Origin of the sequence: Marinomonas alcarazii (genome assembly GCF_003208215.1) — a bacterium.
GTDB lineage: Bacteria > Pseudomonadota > Gammaproteobacteria > Pseudomonadales > Marinomonadaceae > Marinomonas > Marinomonas alcarazii.
The window spans coordinates 353,439-372,846 of record NZ_QKLW01000001.1; the positions used below are offsets into that span (position 1 = coordinate 353,439).

Consider the following 19,408-nt stretch of genomic DNA (forward strand, 5'->3'; position numbering starts at 1 on the left):
ATAGTTGTTCCCATATTAGTTTATGAAATCCGTATGTGTCGATAATTTACACATTCAAACGATTGTAGAAGGAAAGTTTCCTTGAGTGAGTTGTCAAATTTTGAGTCGAATGAAACCCTTTCATTAAAAGACTACACAGAAAAAGCGTACTTAAATTACTCTATGTACGTGATTTTAGACCGAGCATTGCCACACATCGGTGATGGGTTAAAACCGGTTCAGCGTCGCATCATTTACGCGATGAGTGAACTTGGTCTAAAAGCCAGTGCGAAATACAAAAAATCCGCTCGTACTGTGGGTGACGTACTGGGTAAGTTTCACCCTCATGGTGACAGCGCATGTTATGAAGCTATGGTGCTGATGGCGCAACCTTTCTCGTATCGTTATCCATTAGTGGACGGTCAAGGTAACTGGGGCGCGCCGGACGATCCAAAGTCTTTCGCAGCCATGCGTTACACCGAATCTCGATTGTCGAAATACGCGGATGTCTTGCTTAAGGAAGTGAGCCAAGGAACCGTGGATTGGGTTCCGAACTTTGATGGAACGCTACAAGAGCCATCGGTTTTACCATCGCGTTTACCCAATTTATTGCTCAATGGGACAACGGGTATTGCTGTTGGTATGGCAACCGATATTCCACCACATAACTTGCGTGAAATCGGCGAAGCCTGCATTCATTTATTGAATAATCCAAATGCAGAATTAGAAGACCTCCTTAATTTTGTTCAAGGCCCAGATTTCCCGACAGGCGGTGAAATTATCACGCCTAGAAGCGATATCGCTAAGCTTTATGAGACCGGTAAGGGGCAAATTAAAGCCAGAGCTCGCTTTACTGTCGAGGATGGCGAAATTGTTGTTAACGAGCTCCCTCATCAGGTGTCTGGTAGCAAGGTGTTAGAGCAAATTGCGGCGCAAATGCAAGCGAAGAAATTGCCGATGGTGGTTGATTTACGTGACGAATCAGATCATGAAAATGCGACTCGATTGGTGATAGTGCCTAAGTCAAATCGCGTTGATATTGATTCGGTCATGACGCACCTTTTTGCCACAACAGATTTAGAGAAATCTTACCGTACCAACATGAATGTGATTGGTCTTGACGGTTTACCTCAAGTGAAACCGTTGAAGAATTTCTTATCTGAATGGTTGCGTTTCCGTATTGATGTCGTTCGTCGTCGTTTGCAATTCCGACTAGACAAAGTTAATAGCCGTTTGCATATTTTAGAAGGCTTGTTGATTGCTTATTTAAATATTGATGAAGTAATCGAAATCATTCGTACGGAAGAAAAGCCGAAAGTAGAGCTGATGTCGCGTTTTGGCTTAAGTGATGCGCAAGCTGAGTCGATTTTAGAATTGAAATTGCGTCACCTTGCTAGGCTTGAAGAAATGCGTATCAAGGGTGAGCAAGATGAGCTAGAGAAAGAGCGTAAGCAGCTCGAAGGTCTACTGTCTTCTGACCGTAAGTTAAAGAAATTGATTTCGGACGAGATTCAAGAAGCGGTTGATGCTTTTGGTGATGAGCGCCGTACTCCGATTGTGGCTCGTAAAGAAGCGCAAGCCTTTAGCGAAGAAGATTTGCTATCGAATGATCCTATTACTGTGGTGATTTCTAAGCAAGGATGGATTCGTGCCGCCAAAGGCCATGATATTGATGTTAATGGTTTGAGCTATAAATCGGGCGATGGGTTCCTAGCCAGCACAAAAGGGCGTTCGAACCAAATGCTCGTGCTAGTGGCTTCTAATGGACGTACGTATTCGATTAAGGCTCACACCTTACCATCTGCCCGAGGCCAAGGAGAGCCGATAACAGGTCGTATTACGTTGGAAAAAGACGCGACGATTGTTTCGATGGTGCTTGATAGTGAAGACGCTTATTACTTGATCGCAAGCGATGCCGGTTATGGTTTTGTTGCTCAGCTTAAAGATTTGTATGCGAAAAACAAAGCAGGTAAAGCAACATTGTCCTTACCGAAAGGGGCGCAAGTACTTGCACCTGTGCCTGTGCAGGATCCTTCGTCAGGTCGTGTTGTTGCGATTTCAAATGAAGGACGTATGCTGGCATTTGATGTGGCTTCGTTGCCTCAGATGGCTAAAGGCAAAGGCAACAAGATGCTTAGCATTCCAAGTGCCCGTGCTGCGGATAGAGAAGAGCTGGTGGTTGCCTTAGCTTGCGTACAACCCAATGATCTTTTAACGGCTTATGCTGGGAAGCGTTTTATTTCCTTCACAGAAAAAGATTTGGAAGAATACCTTGGTGAGCGTGGCCGCAGAGGACTTAAGTTACCAAGAGGACTTCAAAGAATTGACAGTCTTGAAGTGAAGGTGGGAGAAGGAAAGGTGGCTAAAACCGATGAGCCGCCTAGCCAAGATTTATTTTAATCTTAGACAAACTAAGGCGAGAGTCTAGAATTGAATTCTAGACTCTCCATTTTTGAACCAAGTTTTACATTTTGTGCCCATTACAAAAATGGACTTGCTTACGATAAGAGGAAAAGAATATGAAAGGCAGTAAAAAAGTAATTGATAGCTTGAATACCTTGTTAGCGAACGAATTGGCCGCGATTGACCAATATTTCATTCACTCTCGCATGTACGAAGATTGGGGCTTAGATAAACTTTATGAGCGCCTTAATCACGAGATGGAAGAAGAAACTCAGCATTCTGATTGGCTTATCAAACGCATCTTGTTCTTAGAAGGTGTGCCATGCATGACGAAACGTCGTGATTTGTTGATTGGCTCTGATGTTCGTTCGATGATGAGTAATGACCTGACCCTTGAACTTGAAGTGGTTAGCTGTGTGAGAGAGGCCATTGCTGTATGTGAATCAGAAGGGGATTATCAAACACGTGAAACGCTAGAGAAGTTGTTGTTTGATACTGAAGAAGACCATGTTTATTGGTTGGAAAAACAGCTTGGTCTAATGGACAAAATTGGTATGCAGAACTATTACCAGTCACAGATGGGTAACTAAGGAGTGATGCTATGAAAGGGGATCGTGACGTAGTTGCTAATCTAAACAAAGTTTTGGCCAATGAATTGGTTGGTATCAACCAGTATTTTCTTCATGCTCGCATGTTTAAAGACTTCGGTTTTAGTGCTCTGGACAAGGCGGATTATAAAACCTCTATCCAAAAAATGAAAAATGCGGATCGTTTGATTGAGCGTGTTTTGTTCTTGGAAGGTTTGCCTAATTTACAAGATCTTGGACGTCTGCGCATTGGTGAAAATAGCGAAGAGATGATTGCGGCTAACTTGGAATTCGAATTGGATACCTTGCCAACGCTTAAAGCGGCAATTGATCTTTGTGAGCAGAAAAAAGACTTTATGAGTCGTGATGCCTTAGAAAAGATATTAGAAGAGCAAGAAGAGCAGATAGATTGGCTCGAAACTCAACAGCATTTGATTGCAACTTCTGGTATTGAAAACTACCTGCAATCACAAATGTAATTTAGTTCTTTGCCATTAAGCTACTTGAACTTGGGTGTCGGCAATCTTGATCAACTCACTGTTCAGTAGCTTTTTTGCGCACTGGCAACATTTGCCGCACTGGCTACCGATATTGTGTTCTTTGTAGAGTTCACGCATGGTTGTCGCCCCTTCTTGAATGGACGCTTTGATCTCTCTGTCTGATACTTTGTTACAAATACAAACATACATAAATGAAAATCACTCTCACTAATATTCTGATCTTGCGATTCTATTTTTAATGTTAATGATTATCAATAGATAAATATTAATCTATTTTAAATATTTGATAGTTTTTTATAGGGGCTGTTGGTAAGGCTTACTGATAAGACCGTGAATTAGCTTAGGTCTTATCAGCAAAAGGATGGGATCGAAGAGGGTGTTTACTGCTCTTTTTCTGCTATGTCCGTTAGAACTTTCAGAAATGCTTCAGGGTCGTGGGCACCATGAACCATGTATTTGTCATTGATAACATAGGTCGGTACGGAGTTTATATCTAAGTCACGTAAGTGCTTTAGTTTTCTTTCGGTCAGCTGCTGAGCTTCAGGGCTCAGTGCATAATCCATGTCAGCTTTCTGCATACCGATGCTTGCGGCGACTTCTTCAAGAATGACTTTTGACCCAATGTCCTTTCCATCAGTGAAGTAGGCATGGAATACAGCCAACACAAAAGGCGTCGCTAGCCCAGACTTAGTGGCAGCCAGTACAAATTGATGGCTGAGCTTGGTATTGGGAATGCGATCTTTTTCAGAAAAATTGAATTGAATTCCTGCTTCTATCCCCACTTGTTGAATAGCATGTGTCGCTTCATTTAGCTTCTCTGGGCTACCGAACCGCTCACCTAGGTAAGTTTCTCGATCTGCCCCTTCTAGTGGCATATCAGGATGTAGCTCAAATGGCTGCCAGCGAATGTCGATACGGTAATCGTCTCCCAGCTGCTCAATCGCTTGTTTAAGACGTGAGTAGCCTAAGTAGCACCAAGGGCAAACCAGATCTGAAATAATGTCGATTCGTAGATCGGCCATGTATTCTCCTAACAAATAATAAATTACTGAATGTATAAAATGTTTAATTAACGCTCAGTGCAATGCACTGGCTTATTTCGGTATAAGAACGTCCGCTCTCGTTATGCCAATGGTTAAACGCAGCTTGTGCGGCTTTCCATGCTGACTGAGTGTCTCTGCCCGTGGTGATAATCTCATGCTGGCGCAGGTAACCCTCAACATCCCTGGTTAGCATAAAAGTATCTTTCCCCATGGCTCTTAGCGTGTAAGGGCCGGTATTGCCGCCAAGGCGAGCGCCATGTTTTTTCAAATAGGCCCACAAGCCTATAATGTTGTCATCCGGCCATTGCGCAACAAAGTTTGAAAAAGAACCATGGCTAGCTTGGCATTCACTAATCATTAAGGCGTTTTCACGAATTGTCATGACTTTGCCGAAGTTGCGAATGATGCGCACGTCTTTGGCTTTTTCTTCCCACATTTCATCATGGATTAGTAGCATTTTTTCGATGTCGAAACCGAAGAAAACCGTTTCAAAACCGGGCCATTTGTTGCGAACAACCTGCCAATTAATGCCAGACTGAAAGACTTTTTGAGAGAAGCCCGCAAGCCATCTATCGTCTGTGTGCTGGCTGAGTTGTGTTGGGCTTAGTGGTCTAGAAAGCATGGCTTCAAGATGTTTTTTACCACCATGTCGAAGAGCAGCTCGATCATAAATGGACTGGAAGAGTTCGTATTTCATCATGGACTCCTTTTTTGTGGCGGCCAGTTTATCATAAGCCTTGCTCTATATAATGGGCGCAACCAATATCTTGTTTGGTATTTTAGTGATTGACGCTAGGTGTTTGTCTTATAATGCCATTAAATGACCCAATCGAGAGAAGTTGAATGACACACTTAAGCGTTAATTTGAATAAAATTGGTTTACTTCGAAATTCTCGTGGCAGAGATTACCCAAATTTAATAGCGATGGCTGAGCGTACATTAGAACTTGGCGCTTTTGGTATTACCATCCACCCACGACCAGATCAGCGCCATGCAACTTATCAAGATGCCCATGATTTAAAAGCGCTATTAAAGCGTTTTCCCGGTGCAGAGCTAAATGTTGAAGGTTTTCCAGATGCTCAATTTTTAGATGTGGTCTTAGAGGTAGAACCAGACCAATGCACCTTGGTGCCTGATGATCCAAACCAATTAACGTCAGATCATGGGTGGAATATAGCTCGTGATCAAGATGCTTTACGCCCAGTTATTGCTAAACTGAAGGCAAAGGGAATCAGAGTTGTTTTATTTATGGATCCTGATGCTGAGAATATGGCATTGGCAAAAGAGGTGGGAGCGGATCGTGTGGAGCTTTATACCGAAGCCTATGCGAATGCTTATGGCAAAGAAGGATTTGAAGATGTTCTTGAAGCGTATCAGCAAGCAGCGCAAGCGGCTATAGACGCTGGTTTAGACGTGAATGCGGGTCATGATCTAGACTTGAATAATGTTCAGGCGTTATGTGAGCCAGGGCGCATCACGGAAGTATCGATTGGTCATGCTTTAACTGTTGAAGCATTAGATATGGGCTGGGATAACGTGGTGAAGGCTTATCTCGCCAAACTGGCATAACGTTTAGTGATAAGAGGCCAGTAAATGCCAAGTGCAAAAAGAGCAGGCTGTGATTCTTGTGGTTTTTTAGCGGGTCAATGTGTTTGCAAGTGGGTTCCCAAGTTGTCTACTCGCTTGAAAATCTTAATACTACAAGACCCTAAAGAAGCACAGCATGCGAAAAATACTGTGTCGTTATTGTCTTTAAGTTTAACGTCGGTTGAGTGTATTTCGACAGCCAATCGAGATGAGTTGGTAAGCAGACTAGGGCAATTAAACCCAGCTAAATGGCGCTTGGTGTTTCCTGCAGACAATGCGGTTTCTATAGAGTCTATGGATGCGGATTCGAATGCGGAAATAGAAGGGCTTATCTTGCTCGATGCTACTTGGCGAAAAGCCAAAAAAGTGTTTTTTACCGAGCCTATGTTGGGGGTATTTGATGCCGTTAGTTTTGCACAGTCCCCGAAGGGGCAATACGCGATTCGTAAATCGCCTAATATGACATCGCTTTCTACTTTAGAAGCATGTGCTTATGCGATAGAGCAGGTTGCAGGAGAGAATATGCAACCATTGAGAGATTTTATGCTGGTTGCGCAAGAATGGCAGTGGCGTCATCAACCTAAGCACCATAGGCATCTTGATTAATTGTTAACCTTTTTAAGAGAAGACTTGAGATTATTATGAGCAAACAAACGGAAATTGAAGCGGCTGTATTACGTCGTCTTTTGAAGCATCTTGATGACAATAAATCTGTGCAAAATATCGATTTGATGAATTTAGCGGGATTTTGTCGTAATTGTTTAAGCAAATGGTACATGGCTGAAGCTAAGCAGCAAGGCATTGATATGGACTATGATGAAGCGCGCGAATTCGTCTACGGCGAACCATATGATACTTGGAAAGCGAAGTATCAGCCGGAAGCGACAGCAGAACAGTTAGCTGCGTTTAATGCAAAGTCGATATCTGATAAGTAATTTTTCTGTGAAAAAACGATTTCAATCGTTTTTTTTACTTATGGGGCACAGCAGACGATGTTTGTGTGTGCTCCTTGTCGTGTGCTTTTTGCCGGGCTTGTGGCTATATGCTGACGTATCGGACAAATATCGAACACTGGCTAAAGAAGCGGCAACTGTTTATGGTGCCAGTGCAGAGAAGCGCATACTTGCATGGCGCAAGTTGATAGGAGAATCTCAATCCTTACCAATTGTGGAGCAATTGACAGTGGTGAATAACTTCTTTAACCAGATGGAGTTTGTTGATGACATGACTCTATGGGGTAAAGAAGATTATTGGGCAACACCAATTGAATTTTTAGGAATGCAAGCAGGGGACTGCGAAGACTTTACTATTGCTAAATATTTCACTCTAAGAGAGCTTGGTGTGCCTGATGATAAGCTACGACTTGTGTATGTAAAATCATTGAAACTTAATCAACATCACATGGTATTGGCGTATTACCATAAGCCAACCTCTGTTCCTGTCTTGCTTGATAATCTAGATAAAGAATTAAAACCCGCGATACAACGCAATGACCTCTTGCCTATTTACTCATTTAACGCAGAGAACATGTGGCTATCCAAAGAAAAAGGGCGCGGTGTCTTGGTAGGTGGCTCATCTAGGTTGAGCTTGTGGACAGATTTAAATAATCGTTTCAATACGATGAAAAACTAGGAGAACGTGGATGACCCTGTTCCGCCAATTAATGATAACAATTATCGCCATTTTTTCATTGATGCTTGCTGTCGTAATGGGCATCAATTTTAACACGACAAAAGGCTATTTGATCGGGCAGTTGGCATCGACAACACAAGATTCTGCGACGTCTCTTAGCATGTCTGTTTCAGATTTTATGGCTTTGGAAGATTATGCCTCGGTAGAAAGTAGCATCAATGCAGTATTTGATAGTGGGTATTTCTCTGAAGTACGCATCCATGTTTATAACACAGAGCAAGACATTGTTCGCTCGAATGAAACAAAGATAGATGGTGTGCCAAATTGGTTTATTCAACTGATTGATTTTAAAGTTCCTGTTGCCAAAGCCGTGATATCAAATGGCTGGAGTGAGCTTGGTCAAGTGTATGTTACCGGTAGTGCGGGTTATGGCTATTATCAGCTCTGGTTAGCGACACGAGATTTACTGATCTCATTCTTTGTCATCGGCGCAGTAACACTACTTGTGGGAAGCTTTGCCTTACGCTATTTGTTCCGCCCCTTGGTTGAGTTGGAAAAACAGGCTGAAGCGATACAGCAACGCCGCTTTATGAAAATGACGAACGTTCCTAAAACCCGAGAATTAAAATCCGTTGTTTTATCCATGAACCGGATGGCTGAAAAGTTAGAGAAAGAATTTGCCTCCGAGGTGGAAACGGCGCAATGGCTACAAGCGAAAGCCTTTAAAGACCCTGTCAGTGGATTGGGGAATCGTAACTTCTTTGAAAGCCAGATTAAATCTCATTTTGTCGGAAGAGAGCGTGGGATTGATGGTCTTATTTTTGTGAGTTTGGCCGATTTGGCAAAATTGAATAACGAACGAGGCTATGAATCTGCAGACTTGTTTATTCAATCCGCAGCAGATGTATTGTCCAAAAAAGTTGCCACTATTTCGTCATTTTGCACGCTTGCGCGTTTGTCGGGCGCAGATTTTGTGGTCTTGATTCCAAACGTTGACCATAGCGAGCTTAAGCAAATAGTCGAAGATATTATGGCAAACTTACTGGAGTTAAATGTGGCCAGTATTAGTTATTCCAGTCATGTCGCAAATATTGGGGCAATTACCTTTGATGGGCAGGTTGATCGTGCTGCGGTTATGTCTCAAGCAGACAGTGCCTTACGTGAAGCGAAGCGAGCGGGTGCCAACATGACTAAAGTGTTGGATTTCAATGCGGGTCAGAAATTATCTTTGAGCAGGACAGATTGGAAAGACGTTTTAGAGTTAACCATCAAGCGTCAATCATTCAAGCTGAAAAAACAGAAGGTGGTGATGTTAGACTCGTCATCAGACGATGTTTTCGTCACCTCCCATGAAGAAGTGTTTATGGGCTTGGAGCATGGTGGAAAGGAATATCATGCAGGGTATTTTATTGGCTTGGCTGAACAGTTTGATTTGGGTGAAAAAATAGACAAAGTCATTATTTCTCAGGTTATTAACTATATTAAATCCAGAAGCTTAGCCGCACCGCTTACGGTAAATGTGTCAATGTCATCCGTCACTAAAGCGTCATTTATTGATTGGTTAGACAGCACTCTTGGTTCATTAAGTACGGATATTAAAAGTAAGTTAATGTTTGAGATATCTGAACAAAGCGTTTTGTTAGAGGAAGCCCAAGCCAACGTGTTGGCTCAAATACTGAAAAAACATCATGTAGTGTTCGGTATTGATAATGTCGGTAAGCAGTTCTCAGCTTTCCAATATCTACAAACGCTAATGCCAGATTATGTGAAAGTCGATTCGTCTTATACGCGTATGGCAGCGGGTAAGGAATCTGAGTCTTTCTTTATGCATACTCTTTGTAAGATGTTCAATAGCTTAAATATTGAAGTGATCGCAACGGGTGTGGAGAATGAAAGACAGTTAATAGCATTGAAACGATTTGATGTAACGGGGGCTCAAGGCTTCTATATTGGGCGCTCGCAAGACATGTAATGCAGCTTGCTTGTGCGGTCTTTTAAGAAGGTGGCTTACTAGATTAATGAGTCATCTTCTCGATCGCCAATGTCTTCATTGTCGGCCATTAAGCTTTCATCATTTCCGCTATGAACGCCACGCACCCATTTTCTACCAAGCAATTTCTTCTGCGCAGCTAAAGGTAATTCAGTAAATTGTATCAGGCGTTTTTCTGTTAGAAGGTCTACTAAATCTTCCAAAATACGCATCATTTCACCATCAGAGCTAGCGAGTATTTCTTGGGTGCTGGTGCTTGCTGACGTGAATTTTTTTTCCAATATGCTGGCAACCGTTGGGTCATTAGGAGCGACTAATAATTTGTACTCATCTGACTGTGATGTGGCCACATCTATAATCACTCCATCTGCATTGAGTTTTGCGTAAAGCATATTGATTTCCTTCTAATATCTCAATTTATGACAAGTTGGTATGTTCTCTTCCCATATTACTTAATAAACACTATTCTAGACTATAGTTCTTATTATTTTATTATTGATCCACAAGCGGTATTTCGGTTTTTTAAGGAGAATATAGGGTATGTCTGACACTGGTCGTTCAGAGCAGGACTCTTCGTCACCAGAATCTTATGAAGATAATGACATCATTAATGAGGGTGGTGAAGACGTGACAGGAGTAACGAATCAAGCGACTCCTGAAGAAGCTGCCGACCAATGGCGAATTAAAAGTGCTTCGTTAGAATACCCGAATCCGTTATTAGATTGCTTAGTTCTGCTAAGTAAGTATTTTTATAATCCTTACACTGCCGATGGTATTGCCGCGGGTTTACCTATCACTGAAAATGAAATGACCCCCGAGCTTTTTCAACGCGCTGCACAGCGCATAGGTTTGAGCTCACGTTTTGTTAAGCGTCCCCTGTTAAAAATCCCAGACATGGTGCTTCCTGTCGTCCTTCTATTGAAGGAAAAGCAAGCCTGCGTTTTATTGGAATTGGATAAAGAGTCTGGCACCGCCAAAATATTTCGACCAGAATCTGGGGAAGGGGAAATAACCTTACCGATTGAGCAACTGACTGAGTCTTTTTCTGGTTACTGTTTTTTTGTACGCCCTTTGTATCAATTTGATAAGCGTTCAGCGAAAAATGATGACGAAGAAAAGAAAAAGGGTCATTGGTTCTGGGGAACTGTGACTGGTTCTTGGCGTATTTATCGAGACGTTTTCATCGCTTCCCTGCTGATTAATATCTTTGCCGTAGCCAGCCCGCTTTTTGTGATGAACGTATACGATCGTGTTGTGCCTAACAATGCATTTGATACGCTTTGGGTCTTGGCTATTGGCGCCGCGGTTGTCTATTTGTTTGATTTTTTATTGCGTATGTTGCGCTCTTACTTTATCGATATTGCTGGGAAAAAATCAGATATATTGATTTCGGCCTCTATTTTTTCCAAGGTGAACAATATCACCATGGCGTCTCGTCCCAAATCGGTTGGGGCGTTCGCAAAAAACCTCCAAGAATTTGAGAGTATTCGAGATTTTATTACTTCAGCGTCAATCACTACTCTGGTTGATATTCCATTTATGTTTCTTATCATTGGCGTGATATGGATGATCGGTGGACCTGTTGGTTATATCCCCATCGTGACTATTGCCTTAATTTTGCTTTACAGCATTATTATCCAAGTGCCTTTGCGTCGCTCCATTGAAGAAAGCCAAAAAACAGCCTCACAGAAAAACGCGGTATTGATCGAAAGTCTTTATAACGCTGAGAGTGTTAAGCTCAATAACGCCGAAGGCGTAATGCAAAAGCAATGGGAAAGTGCGGTTGGTAACATTGCCGATTGGGGCGTGAAAACGCGTCAACTATCACAGTCCTCTTCTTCTTTTGCCATGGTTGCGCAACAGTTAACAACCGTGATCATTGTGATTGTGGGTGTCTATCAGATCGCAGAAGGGAACATGAGTATGGGGGCGTTGGTGGCCTCTGTTATGTTGACAGGTCGCGCACTTGGCCCCATGGCGCAGGTGGCGAGTTTAGCAACTCGATACAATCAAGCGAAGTCGGCCTTTACCTCAATAAATGAAATTATGTCCTCTCCAGTTGAAAACCCTGACGATGTTAAGTTTGTGCATCGTCCTGTCTTTAAAGGAGAATTTCAATTCGAGGCGGTTAATTTCGCTTATCCTGATCAAGAGCAAGCAGCGGTAAGTGAAATTAATATTAATATTAGGCAAGGAGAGAAGGTCGCCATTATCGGGCGTATCGGATCCGGAAAATCGACCATTGGTAAGTTGATGACAGGCCTTTATACACCCAATAGCGGTGCAATAAGAATAGATGGTGTGGACCTTCGTCAGGTTAATCCTACTGATTTACGTCGTAATGTTGGCGCTGTATCCCAAGACGTTAATTTATTTTATGGCTCTATCAAAGATAATATCGTCATGGGCGTTCCTTACATGGAGGATGACGCTATTATTCGAGCGGCTGACCTGTCAGGTGTTTCTGAGTTTGCTAATCGTAAGCCAAGTGGTCTAGACAGTAATGTTGGTGAGCGAGGTGCTTTACTGTCAGGTGGACAGCGTCAAAGTATTGCGATCGCTCGTGCGTTACTTTTTGATCCACCAATCCTTATTTTGGATGAACCCACCGCCTCGATGGACAATACAACTGAGACGCGAATGAAGCGAAGACTAATGGAAGGGTTAAAAGATAAAACGCTTATATTAATTACACATAAGGCCTCTATGCTGGATATGGTTGACCGTATTATCGTAATGGATAATGGTCGCTTGATTGCTGATGGTCCAAAAGCTCAGGTGCATGAAGCACTTCGCCAAGGCAAATTAAAGGTCAGTTAATAATGAGTAAAAAAACATCAATATCTCAAAGTGATTTAGAGTATTTGACTAACCGAAATGCCGCTTTGATGCTGAAGACGCCTCGTGGCGGCCGTATCATTCTATGGGTGATTTTTATATTCATCACCGTTGCATTAGTGTGGGCTCACTATACTTCGTTGGATGAAGTGACTGTTGGTGAGGGAAGGGTGATTCCTTCGAGTCAGGTTCAACAAATTCAAAACCTTGAAGGTGGTATTTTAAAAGAAATTAACGTAAAGGTTGGGCAGGTTGTCGATAATGATCAGGTGTTGATGACGATCGAAAACACAGAAGCGCTATCTTCATTAAGGGAGCAACAAGCAGAGTCGATTAATTTACGGGTGCGTGCCACACGTCTTCAAGCAGAGTCTTATGGTGTTAAACCTGAGTTTGATGCTGATGTTATGAAGGAAAACCCACAGGTGGTTAATCGAGAGCTTGATTTATACAAGAATCGCTTAGAGTCACTGCGTACTAATCAGGCTAGCTTTGAGCAGCAGATAGCACAGCGGCGACAAGAGATTGTTGAATTACAGGCGAAGCTGGCAAACTTGAAGCAAAGTTATGCATACTCTAAAGAAGAATTAGCGTTAACTCGACCTGCTTTTGAGCAGGGAGCTGTATCGAGGGTTGAGTTATTACAGCTTGAACGGCAAGTGAACCAGCTGCAGGGGGATTTAGAAGCCACTCAATTGGCTATTCCAAGAGCCGAGTCAGCGTTAAAAGAAGCGCAGAGTAAGCTCGAAGAAAGTGATGCTAAATTTCGTGCTGATGCCCAAGAGGATTTAACCGCCGTTCGAAGCAAGTTGGATCAACTGCGTGAAACCAGCGTATCACTAGCTGATAAAGTTTCTAGAACGCAGGTTAGATCACCGGTTAAAGGGATTGTGAAACAAATTCAAATCAATACGGTGGGTGGCGTTGTTAAGCCTGGAATGAGTTTATTGGAAATTGTACCTATTGAAGACTCGCTATTGATTGAAGCTAAAGTTCGACCCGAAAACATTGGTTTTATACAGCCAGACTTGAAAGCGGTTGTTAAGTTGTCAGCCTATGATTTTGCTATTTTTGGCGGGTTGCCTGGTGTTGTTGAAAACATCAGTGCTGATACCATTCTGGATGAAGAAGGCAACAGTTTCTATTTGGTTAGGGTGAGGACGGATAAGAATTATTTAGGGACTGAAAAATCGCAATTGCCAATTATCCCAGGTATGCAAGCGACCGTAGATATTATAACAGGCAAGAAAACGCTACTCGATTATTTATTGAAACCAATTCTAAAAGCCAAGCAGAATGCGCTTCGTGAGCGTTAATTACAAAAAAAACGCCAAGGTTTATATTCGGTAACAAATGTTAACAAACTGTCATTGTTAGCTGGTTAGAATAGCTAGGTTGCACTCAATAGGATGAGGTTTATTTTGAAAATTTTGTGTTGGAATACAGATGACGCCGTTTGGACACATTGGAATAGTGTAGTCGCAGTTGGAATTTCATTATTTCGTGCTGAGACGATAGAAGATGTGCGTGAATCGTTAACTGTATCACCATCCGAGTTTGAATATTGCTTTATGTATTTAGGCAACGACTCTTTTTCCAAAGATGTAGAAGATGTTGCGGCATTATGTTCAGCGTTTCCAAAACAAAAAGTGGTCGTTTTTCCGAATCAATTTAGCCAAAGTGCAGCACTAAGATTATTTTCGGTAGGCGTAAATGGTCAATGTGCACCTTATATTGGTAAGGAGCAATTATCACTGGTGTTGTCCGTGATTGACTCTGGCGAGATTTGGGGAGGGAAGGCTTTCATAGAGCAACTCATTCAACAGTCTGCACCGACTGAACCAACGTCTAATAACACGCTTGAGCATTTGTCTGACAGGGAATGGAGTGTTGCTAGATGTATTGCAAAAGGCCTTTCAAACAAGCAAATTGCATTGGAGTTAGAGATTACCGAGCGGACGGTGAAAGCTCATCTTACTTCTGTTTTTAAGAAAACCAATACAAAAGATCGTTTGTCCTTGGCTCTTTTGATGAAATCACAGAACATGGTGCATTAAGTTATTTTTTTAGCGTCTTTTGCGCTTTTTTGGTTCGTTTCACTTTTTTGCCGCTCAATAACATCAGAATGAAAGGGAATTTTCGACTCCAGCAGCGCTCTATTGTTGCTTATCCTCCGTATTTATCTATTTTCTGTGTATCTTAATGGCGCAATTTTTGCAGTTTACTTGAGTGTAACTTAACGCTTTCAAAGAGAATGCACCATGTCCGCTCCCCCCGAAAAAGAATTGACTGTGATGTTGGTCGATAATGAGCCTGCAAGAGCGGCTATTGTAGAACAAGCTATGATGGATAGCGGTTACCGTGTCATTAGACGTTTAGAGAATGCTAAAAACCTAACCGAAGCCGTAGCAGAGTTTCAACCAGATATGGTGATTATTGATATTGAATCACCTGATCGAGACATGTTGGAAAATATGTCTCGTCTCACTAAAGATAATCCTCGCCCAATCGTGATGTTTGCTGAACAGGATGACTCTAAGTATGTAGAGGCTGCCATTAGGGCTGGGGTAAGCGCCTATGTGGTTGATGGCGTCAATAGCGGTAGCGTCAAAGCATTATTACAAGTGGCTATTGCGCGATTTAGGGAGTTTCATGCTCTTAGGTCTGAGCTTGAGTCGGTAAAAAGCCAGCTTGAAGATCGTAAGCTGATAGATAAAGCAAAAGGTTTAATCATGAAACATCAGAAATGTGATGAGCCAGCGGCCTATCAAGCTCTTAGAAAACTAGCAATGGATCGTAGTCAACGTATGACAGATGTTGCTAGAAATATCATATCTGTCATGGAGTTGATGGGAGGTTCAAAATGAACACAGTGCAATCAAATAGTCTTATTCAGCAAGCGGATCCCATTCGTATCGGTTTTATCCCACTTATCGATTGCGCGCCTTTTGTTATTGCTCAAGAGAAGGGCTTCTTTGTCGATGAGGGCGTCAATGTTGTACTTTCTAAAGAGGCATCTTGGGCAAGTATTCGTGACAAGGTAGCGTTTAATTTGCTAGACGGTGCGCACATGTTGTCATCAATGCCGATCGCTGCCAGCCTAGGAATAGGCAGTATCAAAACAGCTATGCAAACTAGTTTTACCGTAAGCCACAACGGTAATGGCATAACGATTGGTAATTTTCTGTACGACCAACTGCAACATTTTGCTGACTCTTCTCTGGACATCCGAACGGGCGTCGCTTTAAAAAGGCTCATTGATCATCGAGGTGACAATGTCGCGCCGTTGCGTTTTGCGATGGTGTACCCTTATTCCTCTCATAATTATCAGTTACGGGATTGGCTGAGCCGAGCTGGTATTAATCCGGATAAAGATGTCCAAATAGTGGTTATTCCTCCGGTAAAAATGGTTGATAACTTAAGACGTGGCGATATAGATGGCTATTGTGTGGGGGAGCCATGGAATAGCTTGGCGGTTGAGCAAGGTGTTGGTCATATGCTGGTCACAGGATATGAAATTTGGGGAAGCACTCCGGAGAAAGTATTTGGAGTGAACGCTCTTTGGGCCGAGCAAAATCAAGCACAACATCTTGCGATTATTCGGGCGTTAGATAAAGCCTGCGCTTGGGTAGATGTCGCAGAAAACCAAGCTGAGCTTCTTAGTATTTTGAGCCATCCAGATTATTTAAATTGCACTATGCAGCAGTTGGTGTATGGCTTTGGTTCTATTAAGCCAAAGGGGCAGTTTGATTGGCCAATGGAAGCGTTTCAGCGTTTTTCCGGTAGTGATATTAATAAGCCCCTGCCGAGTTATGCATTATGGGTCATGGCTCAGATGCATCGCTGGCAACAGTTAGGTGGAGTGTCCAAGCTAAACCAGTTAGCCGAGCAAATTTATCGAAAAGATCTTTACTACAAAGCACTGGGCTTAGTTGAAGACAAAAATGCCATAGAGTGGCAGCTACCAGAGGCAGACGAAGCAACTTGGTTATCTTTGGTGGCGGATGGGGAAATTCGTTTGCACCCTGAAGGGATTTTAAAGGGGTTTGAAAGATTGGCGTAATGCGCATCGGATGATGTGATGTTTTAGTGCGCTGTGCATGATAATTGGGCAAGAATAAAGATGTTCTTATCGGTCTGCATTTCAAAATTGAGCGCAAAAAATACAAAAAACCATATAAAACAGTTGTTTATTTTAATTGGCACACTGCGTGCTTTGTAAAATACATAGAGAAAAATTTTTTGAAAAAAAATGGTGAAATTGGCAACGGTCGTTAATTGTCACCCACATTACTGAATCTCCAAAGTCGGATTTTCTTTGAATGGCAAAGGCGCCTGCAAACACATTCTATTTGTGTTGTGCATGCGCCTTTTTTTGTTTTTCTACTTTTTGAAATGTATTTAGTTGCGGAGTATGACAATGAACCTAAGATTTTTGAAAGCCTTAGATCCCCTTCCTAAAATGGGTTTTTCCATATTAATGGGGTCCGTTCTGTTATCTGGTGTTGCCCAAGCGGAGGTTGGTTATGCGGAAAAGGAAGAGCTTAAATTTGGTTTTATCAAACTAACCGATATGGCGCCATTGGCGATTGCGTATGAGAAAGGCTATTTCGAAGATGAAGGGCTGTATGTCACTTTGGAAGCTCAAGCAAATTGGAAAGTTCTACTCGACCGAGTGATTGATGGGCAGTTAGATGGCGCTCATATGCTAGCGGGTCAGCCACTGGGTGCAACCATTGGATACGGTACGAAAGCGCACATAGTGACCGCTTTTAGTATGGATTTGAATGGTAATGGTATTACGGTTTCCAACGATGTTTGGGATGAAATGAAGAAAAACATTCCAAATGGTCCAGATGGCAAGCCTGTTCATCCAATCAGTGCCAGTGCTTTAAAGCCTGTAATAGATGGCTATAAAGCCCAAGGCAAACCATTCAAAATGGGCATGGTGTTTCCCGTCTCCACTCATAATTACGAGTTGCGTTATTGGCTTGCTGCTGGTGGCATTCATCCAGGTTATTACGCCCCAGCGCGAGGCGACACCAGTGGACAGATTAATGCCGATGCTTTGCTGTCTGTAACACCGCCACCGCAAATGCCAGCCACCATGGAAGCGGGAACGATTTCAGGTTACTGCGTTGGTGAACCTTGGAACCAACAAGCTGTGTTTAAAGGGATTGGTGTGCCAGTCATTACCGATTATGAAATCTGGAAAAATAACCCAGAGAAAGTCTTTGGTGTGAGCAGCGACTGGGCGGATCAATACCCCAATACGCATATTCGTGTTGTAAAAGCCATGATTCGTGCTGCGAAATGGCTAGATGAAAACAACAATGCTAATCGCCCTGAGGCGGTAAAAATCCTCTCGCGTAGCCAATATGTGGGCGCCGATTACGATGTGATCGCCAACAGTATGACGGGCACTTTTGAGTATGAAAAAGGCGATAAACGTGACATTCCAGATTTCAACGTCTTTTTCCGTCATCACGCAACTTATCCCTATTACAGTGATGCTATTTGGTACCTCACGCAAATGCGCCGATGGGGGCAAATTTCCGAACCTAAGTCTGACGAATGGTTCATGAAGATCGCTAAAGATGTCTACCGTCCTGATATTTATGCGCAAGCGGCACAATCCTTAATAGAGGAGGGTGTCATGTCGGCAGACGAGTTTCCTGATTTTGATAAGGAAGATGGTTTTAAACCACCTCAAAGCGACTTTATTGATGGTGTCATGTATGACGGTAAGCACCCTAATGATTATCTGAAGCGATTTAAGATTGGTCTAAAAGGCGATGATCAGGTCTAAACCAAACACGATAAGTGAGATAAAGATGATGATATCAAACATAACTATGGCTTCTTTAAAGGACAAGATCAGCGCCTTTTCTGTTAAGGGAATCCTGCTGCCCGTCTTTGGCATTCTTGTGTTTATCTTGTTATGGCAAGTTGGAGCAAGTCGAGTTCATACCTCTTTGGGAGAGTTTCCTGGTCCAGTTGTGGTGTATGAGCAATGGAATAGCCTCGTTGCAGAACACCAGAATGAACGAGTGAAGGCCGAAAAGTTTTACGTCCGCCAAGAAGAGCGTATTGCAGAACGTCAAGCTAAAGACCCAAGCTATGCTGGCATTATCCGTGATTACACTGGTAAACCGACCTTTTTTGACCAGATATTTACCAGCTTGTATACCGTCTTAGCAGGTTTTGGCTTGGCCAGTTTGATCGCGATTCCCTTAGGGATTTTGATTGGTTTGAATCGTTCTGTTTACAGTGCCCTGAATCCGGTGATTCAGGTATTTAAGCCGGTTTCTCCGCTGGCATGGTTGCCTTTGGTCACTATGGTCGTGAGTGCGAGTTATGTATCTGATGATCCTATGTTTTCCAAATCATTTTTAACATCCATGTTCACGGTCACCTTGTGCTGCATGTGGCCAACCTTGATTAACACTGCGGTGGGGGTTGCAGCGGTCGAAAAAGACTTGCTTAACGTATCCAAAGTATTGCGCCTTGGGTGGGTGACACATGTGATCAAAATCGTCATTCCGTCCGCGATTCCTTTGATGTTCACAGGTTTACGCCTGTCGTTAGGTATTGCATGGATGGTGTTGATTGCGGCGGAAATGTTGGCGCAAAACCCAGGGCTAGGGAAGTTTGTTTGGGATGAGTTTCAAAATGGCAGTTCGAACTCGTTGGGCCGAATTATGGTGGCTGTTCTGATGATTGGCTTTATTGGGTATTTGTTGGATCGAGTGATGTTGGCATTCCAGCGCTTCGCTTCTTGGGATAAGACGCAGGTGCTTCGATAAGAAGCGATTTGTCGAAAATACATTAATTTAGAGTGCGCTAACG

General features: G+C 42.8%; 19 protein-coding genes. 15 read left to right on the forward strand and 4 right to left on the reverse strand.

Annotated features, from left to right (window positions below; all coding sequences use genetic code 11):
• Nucleotides 1-81: 81 nt before the first annotated feature.
• From parC to bfr (DFP75_RS01540), 3 genes are all read left to right on the forward strand, one after another.
• A complete protein-coding gene (gene parC / locus DFP75_RS01530; RefSeq protein ID WP_110571739.1) occupies nucleotides 82-2,379 on the forward strand; it encodes a DNA topoisomerase IV subunit A in 2,298 nt (765 codons plus the stop codon).
• Nucleotides 2,380-2,498: 119 nt separating this feature from the next.
• Nucleotides 2,499-2,972 carry a bacterioferritin gene (gene bfr, locus DFP75_RS01535; RefSeq protein ID WP_110571740.1) on the forward strand — a complete coding sequence of 158 codons (474 nt, stop codon included), beginning with the start codon at nucleotides 2,499-2,501 and terminating at the stop codon, nucleotides 2,970-2,972.
• An 11-nt stretch (nucleotides 2,973-2,983) separates the two neighbouring features.
• Complete coding sequence (bfr, locus tag DFP75_RS01540) at nucleotides 2,984-3,448, forward strand: bacterioferritin (RefSeq protein ID WP_110571741.1); 465 nt, start codon at nucleotides 2,984-2,986, stop codon at nucleotides 3,446-3,448.
• A gap of 15 nt (nucleotides 3,449-3,463) precedes the next feature.
• Here the strand turns inward: bfr (DFP75_RS01540) and DFP75_RS01545 are convergent, their stop codons facing one another.
• The 3 genes from DFP75_RS01545 to DFP75_RS01555 all read right to left on the reverse strand — a co-directional run bounded on the left by DFP75_RS01545 (nucleotide 3,464) and on the right by DFP75_RS01555 (nucleotide 5,209).
• On the reverse strand, nucleotides 3,464-3,658 hold the full coding sequence (locus DFP75_RS01545) for a (2Fe-2S)-binding protein (protein ID WP_110571742.1): 195 nt from the start codon (nucleotides 3,656-3,658) through the stop codon (nucleotides 3,464-3,466).
• 191 nt (nucleotides 3,659-3,849) lie between these two features.
• Nucleotides 3,850-4,491: a DsbA family oxidoreductase gene (locus DFP75_RS01550; protein ID WP_110571743.1), complete on the reverse strand. Its 642-nt coding sequence runs from the start codon at nucleotides 4,489-4,491 to the stop codon at nucleotides 3,850-3,852.
• 43 nt (nucleotides 4,492-4,534) lie between these two features.
• Nucleotides 4,535-5,209, reverse strand: a complete 675-nt coding sequence (locus tag DFP75_RS01555; RefSeq protein WP_110571744.1) for a DNA-3-methyladenine glycosylase I — start codon at nucleotides 5,207-5,209, stop codon at nucleotides 4,535-4,537.
• A 146-nt stretch (nucleotides 5,210-5,355) separates the two neighbouring features.
• On the opposite strand from DFP75_RS01555, the gene DFP75_RS01560 reads away from it, so the two are divergent.
• The 5 genes from DFP75_RS01560 to DFP75_RS01580 all read left to right on the forward strand — a co-directional run bounded on the left by DFP75_RS01560 (nucleotide 5,356) and on the right by DFP75_RS01580 (nucleotide 9,703).
• Complete coding sequence (locus DFP75_RS01560; RefSeq protein ID WP_110571745.1) at nucleotides 5,356-6,081, forward strand: pyridoxine 5'-phosphate synthase; 726 nt, start codon at nucleotides 5,356-5,358, stop codon at nucleotides 6,079-6,081.
• Between the two features lie 24 nt (nucleotides 6,082-6,105).
• A complete protein-coding gene (locus DFP75_RS01565; protein ID WP_110571746.1) occupies nucleotides 6,106-6,705 on the forward strand; it encodes a tRNA-uridine aminocarboxypropyltransferase in 600 nt (199 codons plus the stop codon).
• A 35-nt stretch (nucleotides 6,706-6,740) separates the two neighbouring features.
• Nucleotides 6,741-7,034, forward strand: coding sequence for a DUF1244 domain-containing protein (locus DFP75_RS01570; protein ID WP_217495002.1), 294 nt, complete (start codon nucleotides 6,741-6,743; stop codon nucleotides 7,032-7,034).
• 67 nt (nucleotides 7,035-7,101) lie between these two features.
• Nucleotides 7,102-7,731 (forward strand): transglutaminase-like cysteine peptidase, encoded by a 630-nt coding sequence (locus DFP75_RS01575; RefSeq protein WP_245926925.1) that lies wholly within the window; start codon nucleotides 7,102-7,104, stop codon nucleotides 7,729-7,731.
• A gap of 10 nt (nucleotides 7,732-7,741) precedes the next feature.
• Complete coding sequence (locus tag DFP75_RS01580) at nucleotides 7,742-9,703, forward strand: bifunctional diguanylate cyclase/phosphodiesterase (RefSeq protein WP_110571748.1); 1,962 nt, start codon at nucleotides 7,742-7,744, stop codon at nucleotides 9,701-9,703.
• A 38-nt stretch (nucleotides 9,704-9,741) separates the two neighbouring features.
• Here DFP75_RS01580 and DFP75_RS01585 read toward each other — a convergent pair whose 3' ends face one another.
• Nucleotides 9,742-10,113 (reverse strand): hypothetical protein, encoded by a 372-nt coding sequence (locus DFP75_RS01585; protein WP_110571749.1) that lies wholly within the window; start codon nucleotides 10,111-10,113, stop codon nucleotides 9,742-9,744.
• A gap of 148 nt (nucleotides 10,114-10,261) precedes the next feature.
• Here DFP75_RS01585 and DFP75_RS01590 point away from each other — a divergent pair, with 148 nt between their 5' ends.
• The 7 genes from DFP75_RS01590 to DFP75_RS01620 all read left to right on the forward strand — a co-directional run bounded on the left by DFP75_RS01590 (nucleotide 10,262) and on the right by DFP75_RS01620 (nucleotide 19,365).
• Nucleotides 10,262-12,541, forward strand: coding sequence for a type I secretion system permease/ATPase (locus DFP75_RS01590; protein ID WP_110571750.1), 2,280 nt, complete (start codon nucleotides 10,262-10,264; stop codon nucleotides 12,539-12,541).
• A 2-nt stretch (nucleotides 12,542-12,543) separates the two neighbouring features.
• Complete coding sequence (locus DFP75_RS01595) at nucleotides 12,544-13,875, forward strand: HlyD family type I secretion periplasmic adaptor subunit (protein WP_110571751.1); 1,332 nt, start codon at nucleotides 12,544-12,546, stop codon at nucleotides 13,873-13,875.
• A 105-nt stretch (nucleotides 13,876-13,980) separates the two neighbouring features.
• Nucleotides 13,981-14,616 carry a helix-turn-helix domain-containing protein gene (locus DFP75_RS01600; protein ID WP_110571752.1) on the forward strand — a complete coding sequence of 212 codons (636 nt, stop codon included), beginning with the start codon at nucleotides 13,981-13,983 and terminating at the stop codon, nucleotides 14,614-14,616.
• 204 nt (nucleotides 14,617-14,820) lie between these two features.
• A complete protein-coding gene (locus DFP75_RS01605) occupies nucleotides 14,821-15,426 on the forward strand; it encodes an ANTAR domain-containing response regulator (protein ID WP_110571753.1) in 606 nt (201 codons plus the stop codon).
• Entirely contained in the window at nucleotides 15,423-16,622 is a 1,200-nt protein-coding gene (locus DFP75_RS01610; protein ID WP_110571754.1) for a CmpA/NrtA family ABC transporter substrate-binding protein, read from the forward strand. Before DFP75_RS01605 ends, DFP75_RS01610 begins: the two co-directional genes overlap by 4 nt.
• A gap of 399 nt (nucleotides 16,623-17,021) precedes the next feature.
• Nucleotides 17,022-18,368, forward strand: a complete 1,347-nt coding sequence (locus DFP75_RS01615; protein WP_425451214.1) for a CmpA/NrtA family ABC transporter substrate-binding protein — start codon at nucleotides 17,022-17,024, stop codon at nucleotides 18,366-18,368.
• A 25-nt stretch (nucleotides 18,369-18,393) separates the two neighbouring features.
• On the forward strand, nucleotides 18,394-19,365 hold the full coding sequence (locus DFP75_RS01620; RefSeq protein ID WP_110571756.1) for an ABC transporter permease: 972 nt from the start codon (nucleotides 18,394-18,396) through the stop codon (nucleotides 19,363-19,365).
• The last annotated feature ends 43 nt before the right edge of the window (nucleotides 19,366-19,408 follow it).

Coding starts and splice junctions, on each gene's coding strand:
- DFP75_RS01555 (WP_110571744.1), bottom strand. CDS start 5,209: ATGAAATACGAACTCTTCCAGTCCATTTATGATCGAGCTGCTCTTCGA.
- DFP75_RS01620 (WP_110571756.1), top strand. CDS start 18,394: ATGATGATATCAAACATAACTATGGCTTCTTTAAAGGACAAGATCAGC.
- DFP75_RS01610 (WP_110571754.1), top strand. CDS start 15,423: ATGAACACAGTGCAATCAAATAGTCTTATTCAGCAAGCGGATCCCATT.
- DFP75_RS01585 (WP_110571749.1), bottom strand. CDS start 10,113: ATGCTTTACGCAAAACTCAATGCAGATGGAGTGATTATAGATGTGGCC.
- DFP75_RS01550 (WP_110571743.1), bottom strand. CDS start 4,491: ATGGCCGATCTACGAATCGACATTATTTCAGATCTGGTTTGCCCTTGG.
- DFP75_RS01595 (WP_110571751.1), top strand. CDS start 12,544: ATGAGTAAAAAAACATCAATATCTCAAAGTGATTTAGAGTATTTGACT.
- DFP75_RS01570 (WP_217495002.1), top strand. CDS start 6,741: ATGAGCAAACAAACGGAAATTGAAGCGGCTGTATTACGTCGTCTTTTG.
- DFP75_RS01560 (WP_110571745.1), top strand. CDS start 5,356: ATGACACACTTAAGCGTTAATTTGAATAAAATTGGTTTACTTCGAAAT.
- bfr (WP_110571741.1), top strand. CDS start 2,984: ATGAAAGGGGATCGTGACGTAGTTGCTAATCTAAACAAAGTTTTGGCC.
- DFP75_RS01565 (WP_110571746.1), top strand. CDS start 6,106: ATGCCAAGTGCAAAAAGAGCAGGCTGTGATTCTTGTGGTTTTTTAGCG.
- bfr (WP_110571740.1), top strand. CDS start 2,499: ATGAAAGGCAGTAAAAAAGTAATTGATAGCTTGAATACCTTGTTAGCG.
- DFP75_RS01590 (WP_110571750.1), top strand. CDS start 10,262: ATGTCTGACACTGGTCGTTCAGAGCAGGACTCTTCGTCACCAGAATCT.
- DFP75_RS01580 (WP_110571748.1), top strand. CDS start 7,742: ATGACCCTGTTCCGCCAATTAATGATAACAATTATCGCCATTTTTTCA.
- DFP75_RS01545 (WP_110571742.1), bottom strand. CDS start 3,658: ATGTATGTTTGTATTTGTAACAAAGTATCAGACAGAGAGATCAAAGCG.
- DFP75_RS01605 (WP_110571753.1), top strand. CDS start 14,821: ATGTCCGCTCCCCCCGAAAAAGAATTGACTGTGATGTTGGTCGATAAT.
- DFP75_RS01615 (WP_425451214.1), top strand. CDS start 17,022: ATGGGTTTTTCCATATTAATGGGGTCCGTTCTGTTATCTGGTGTTGCC.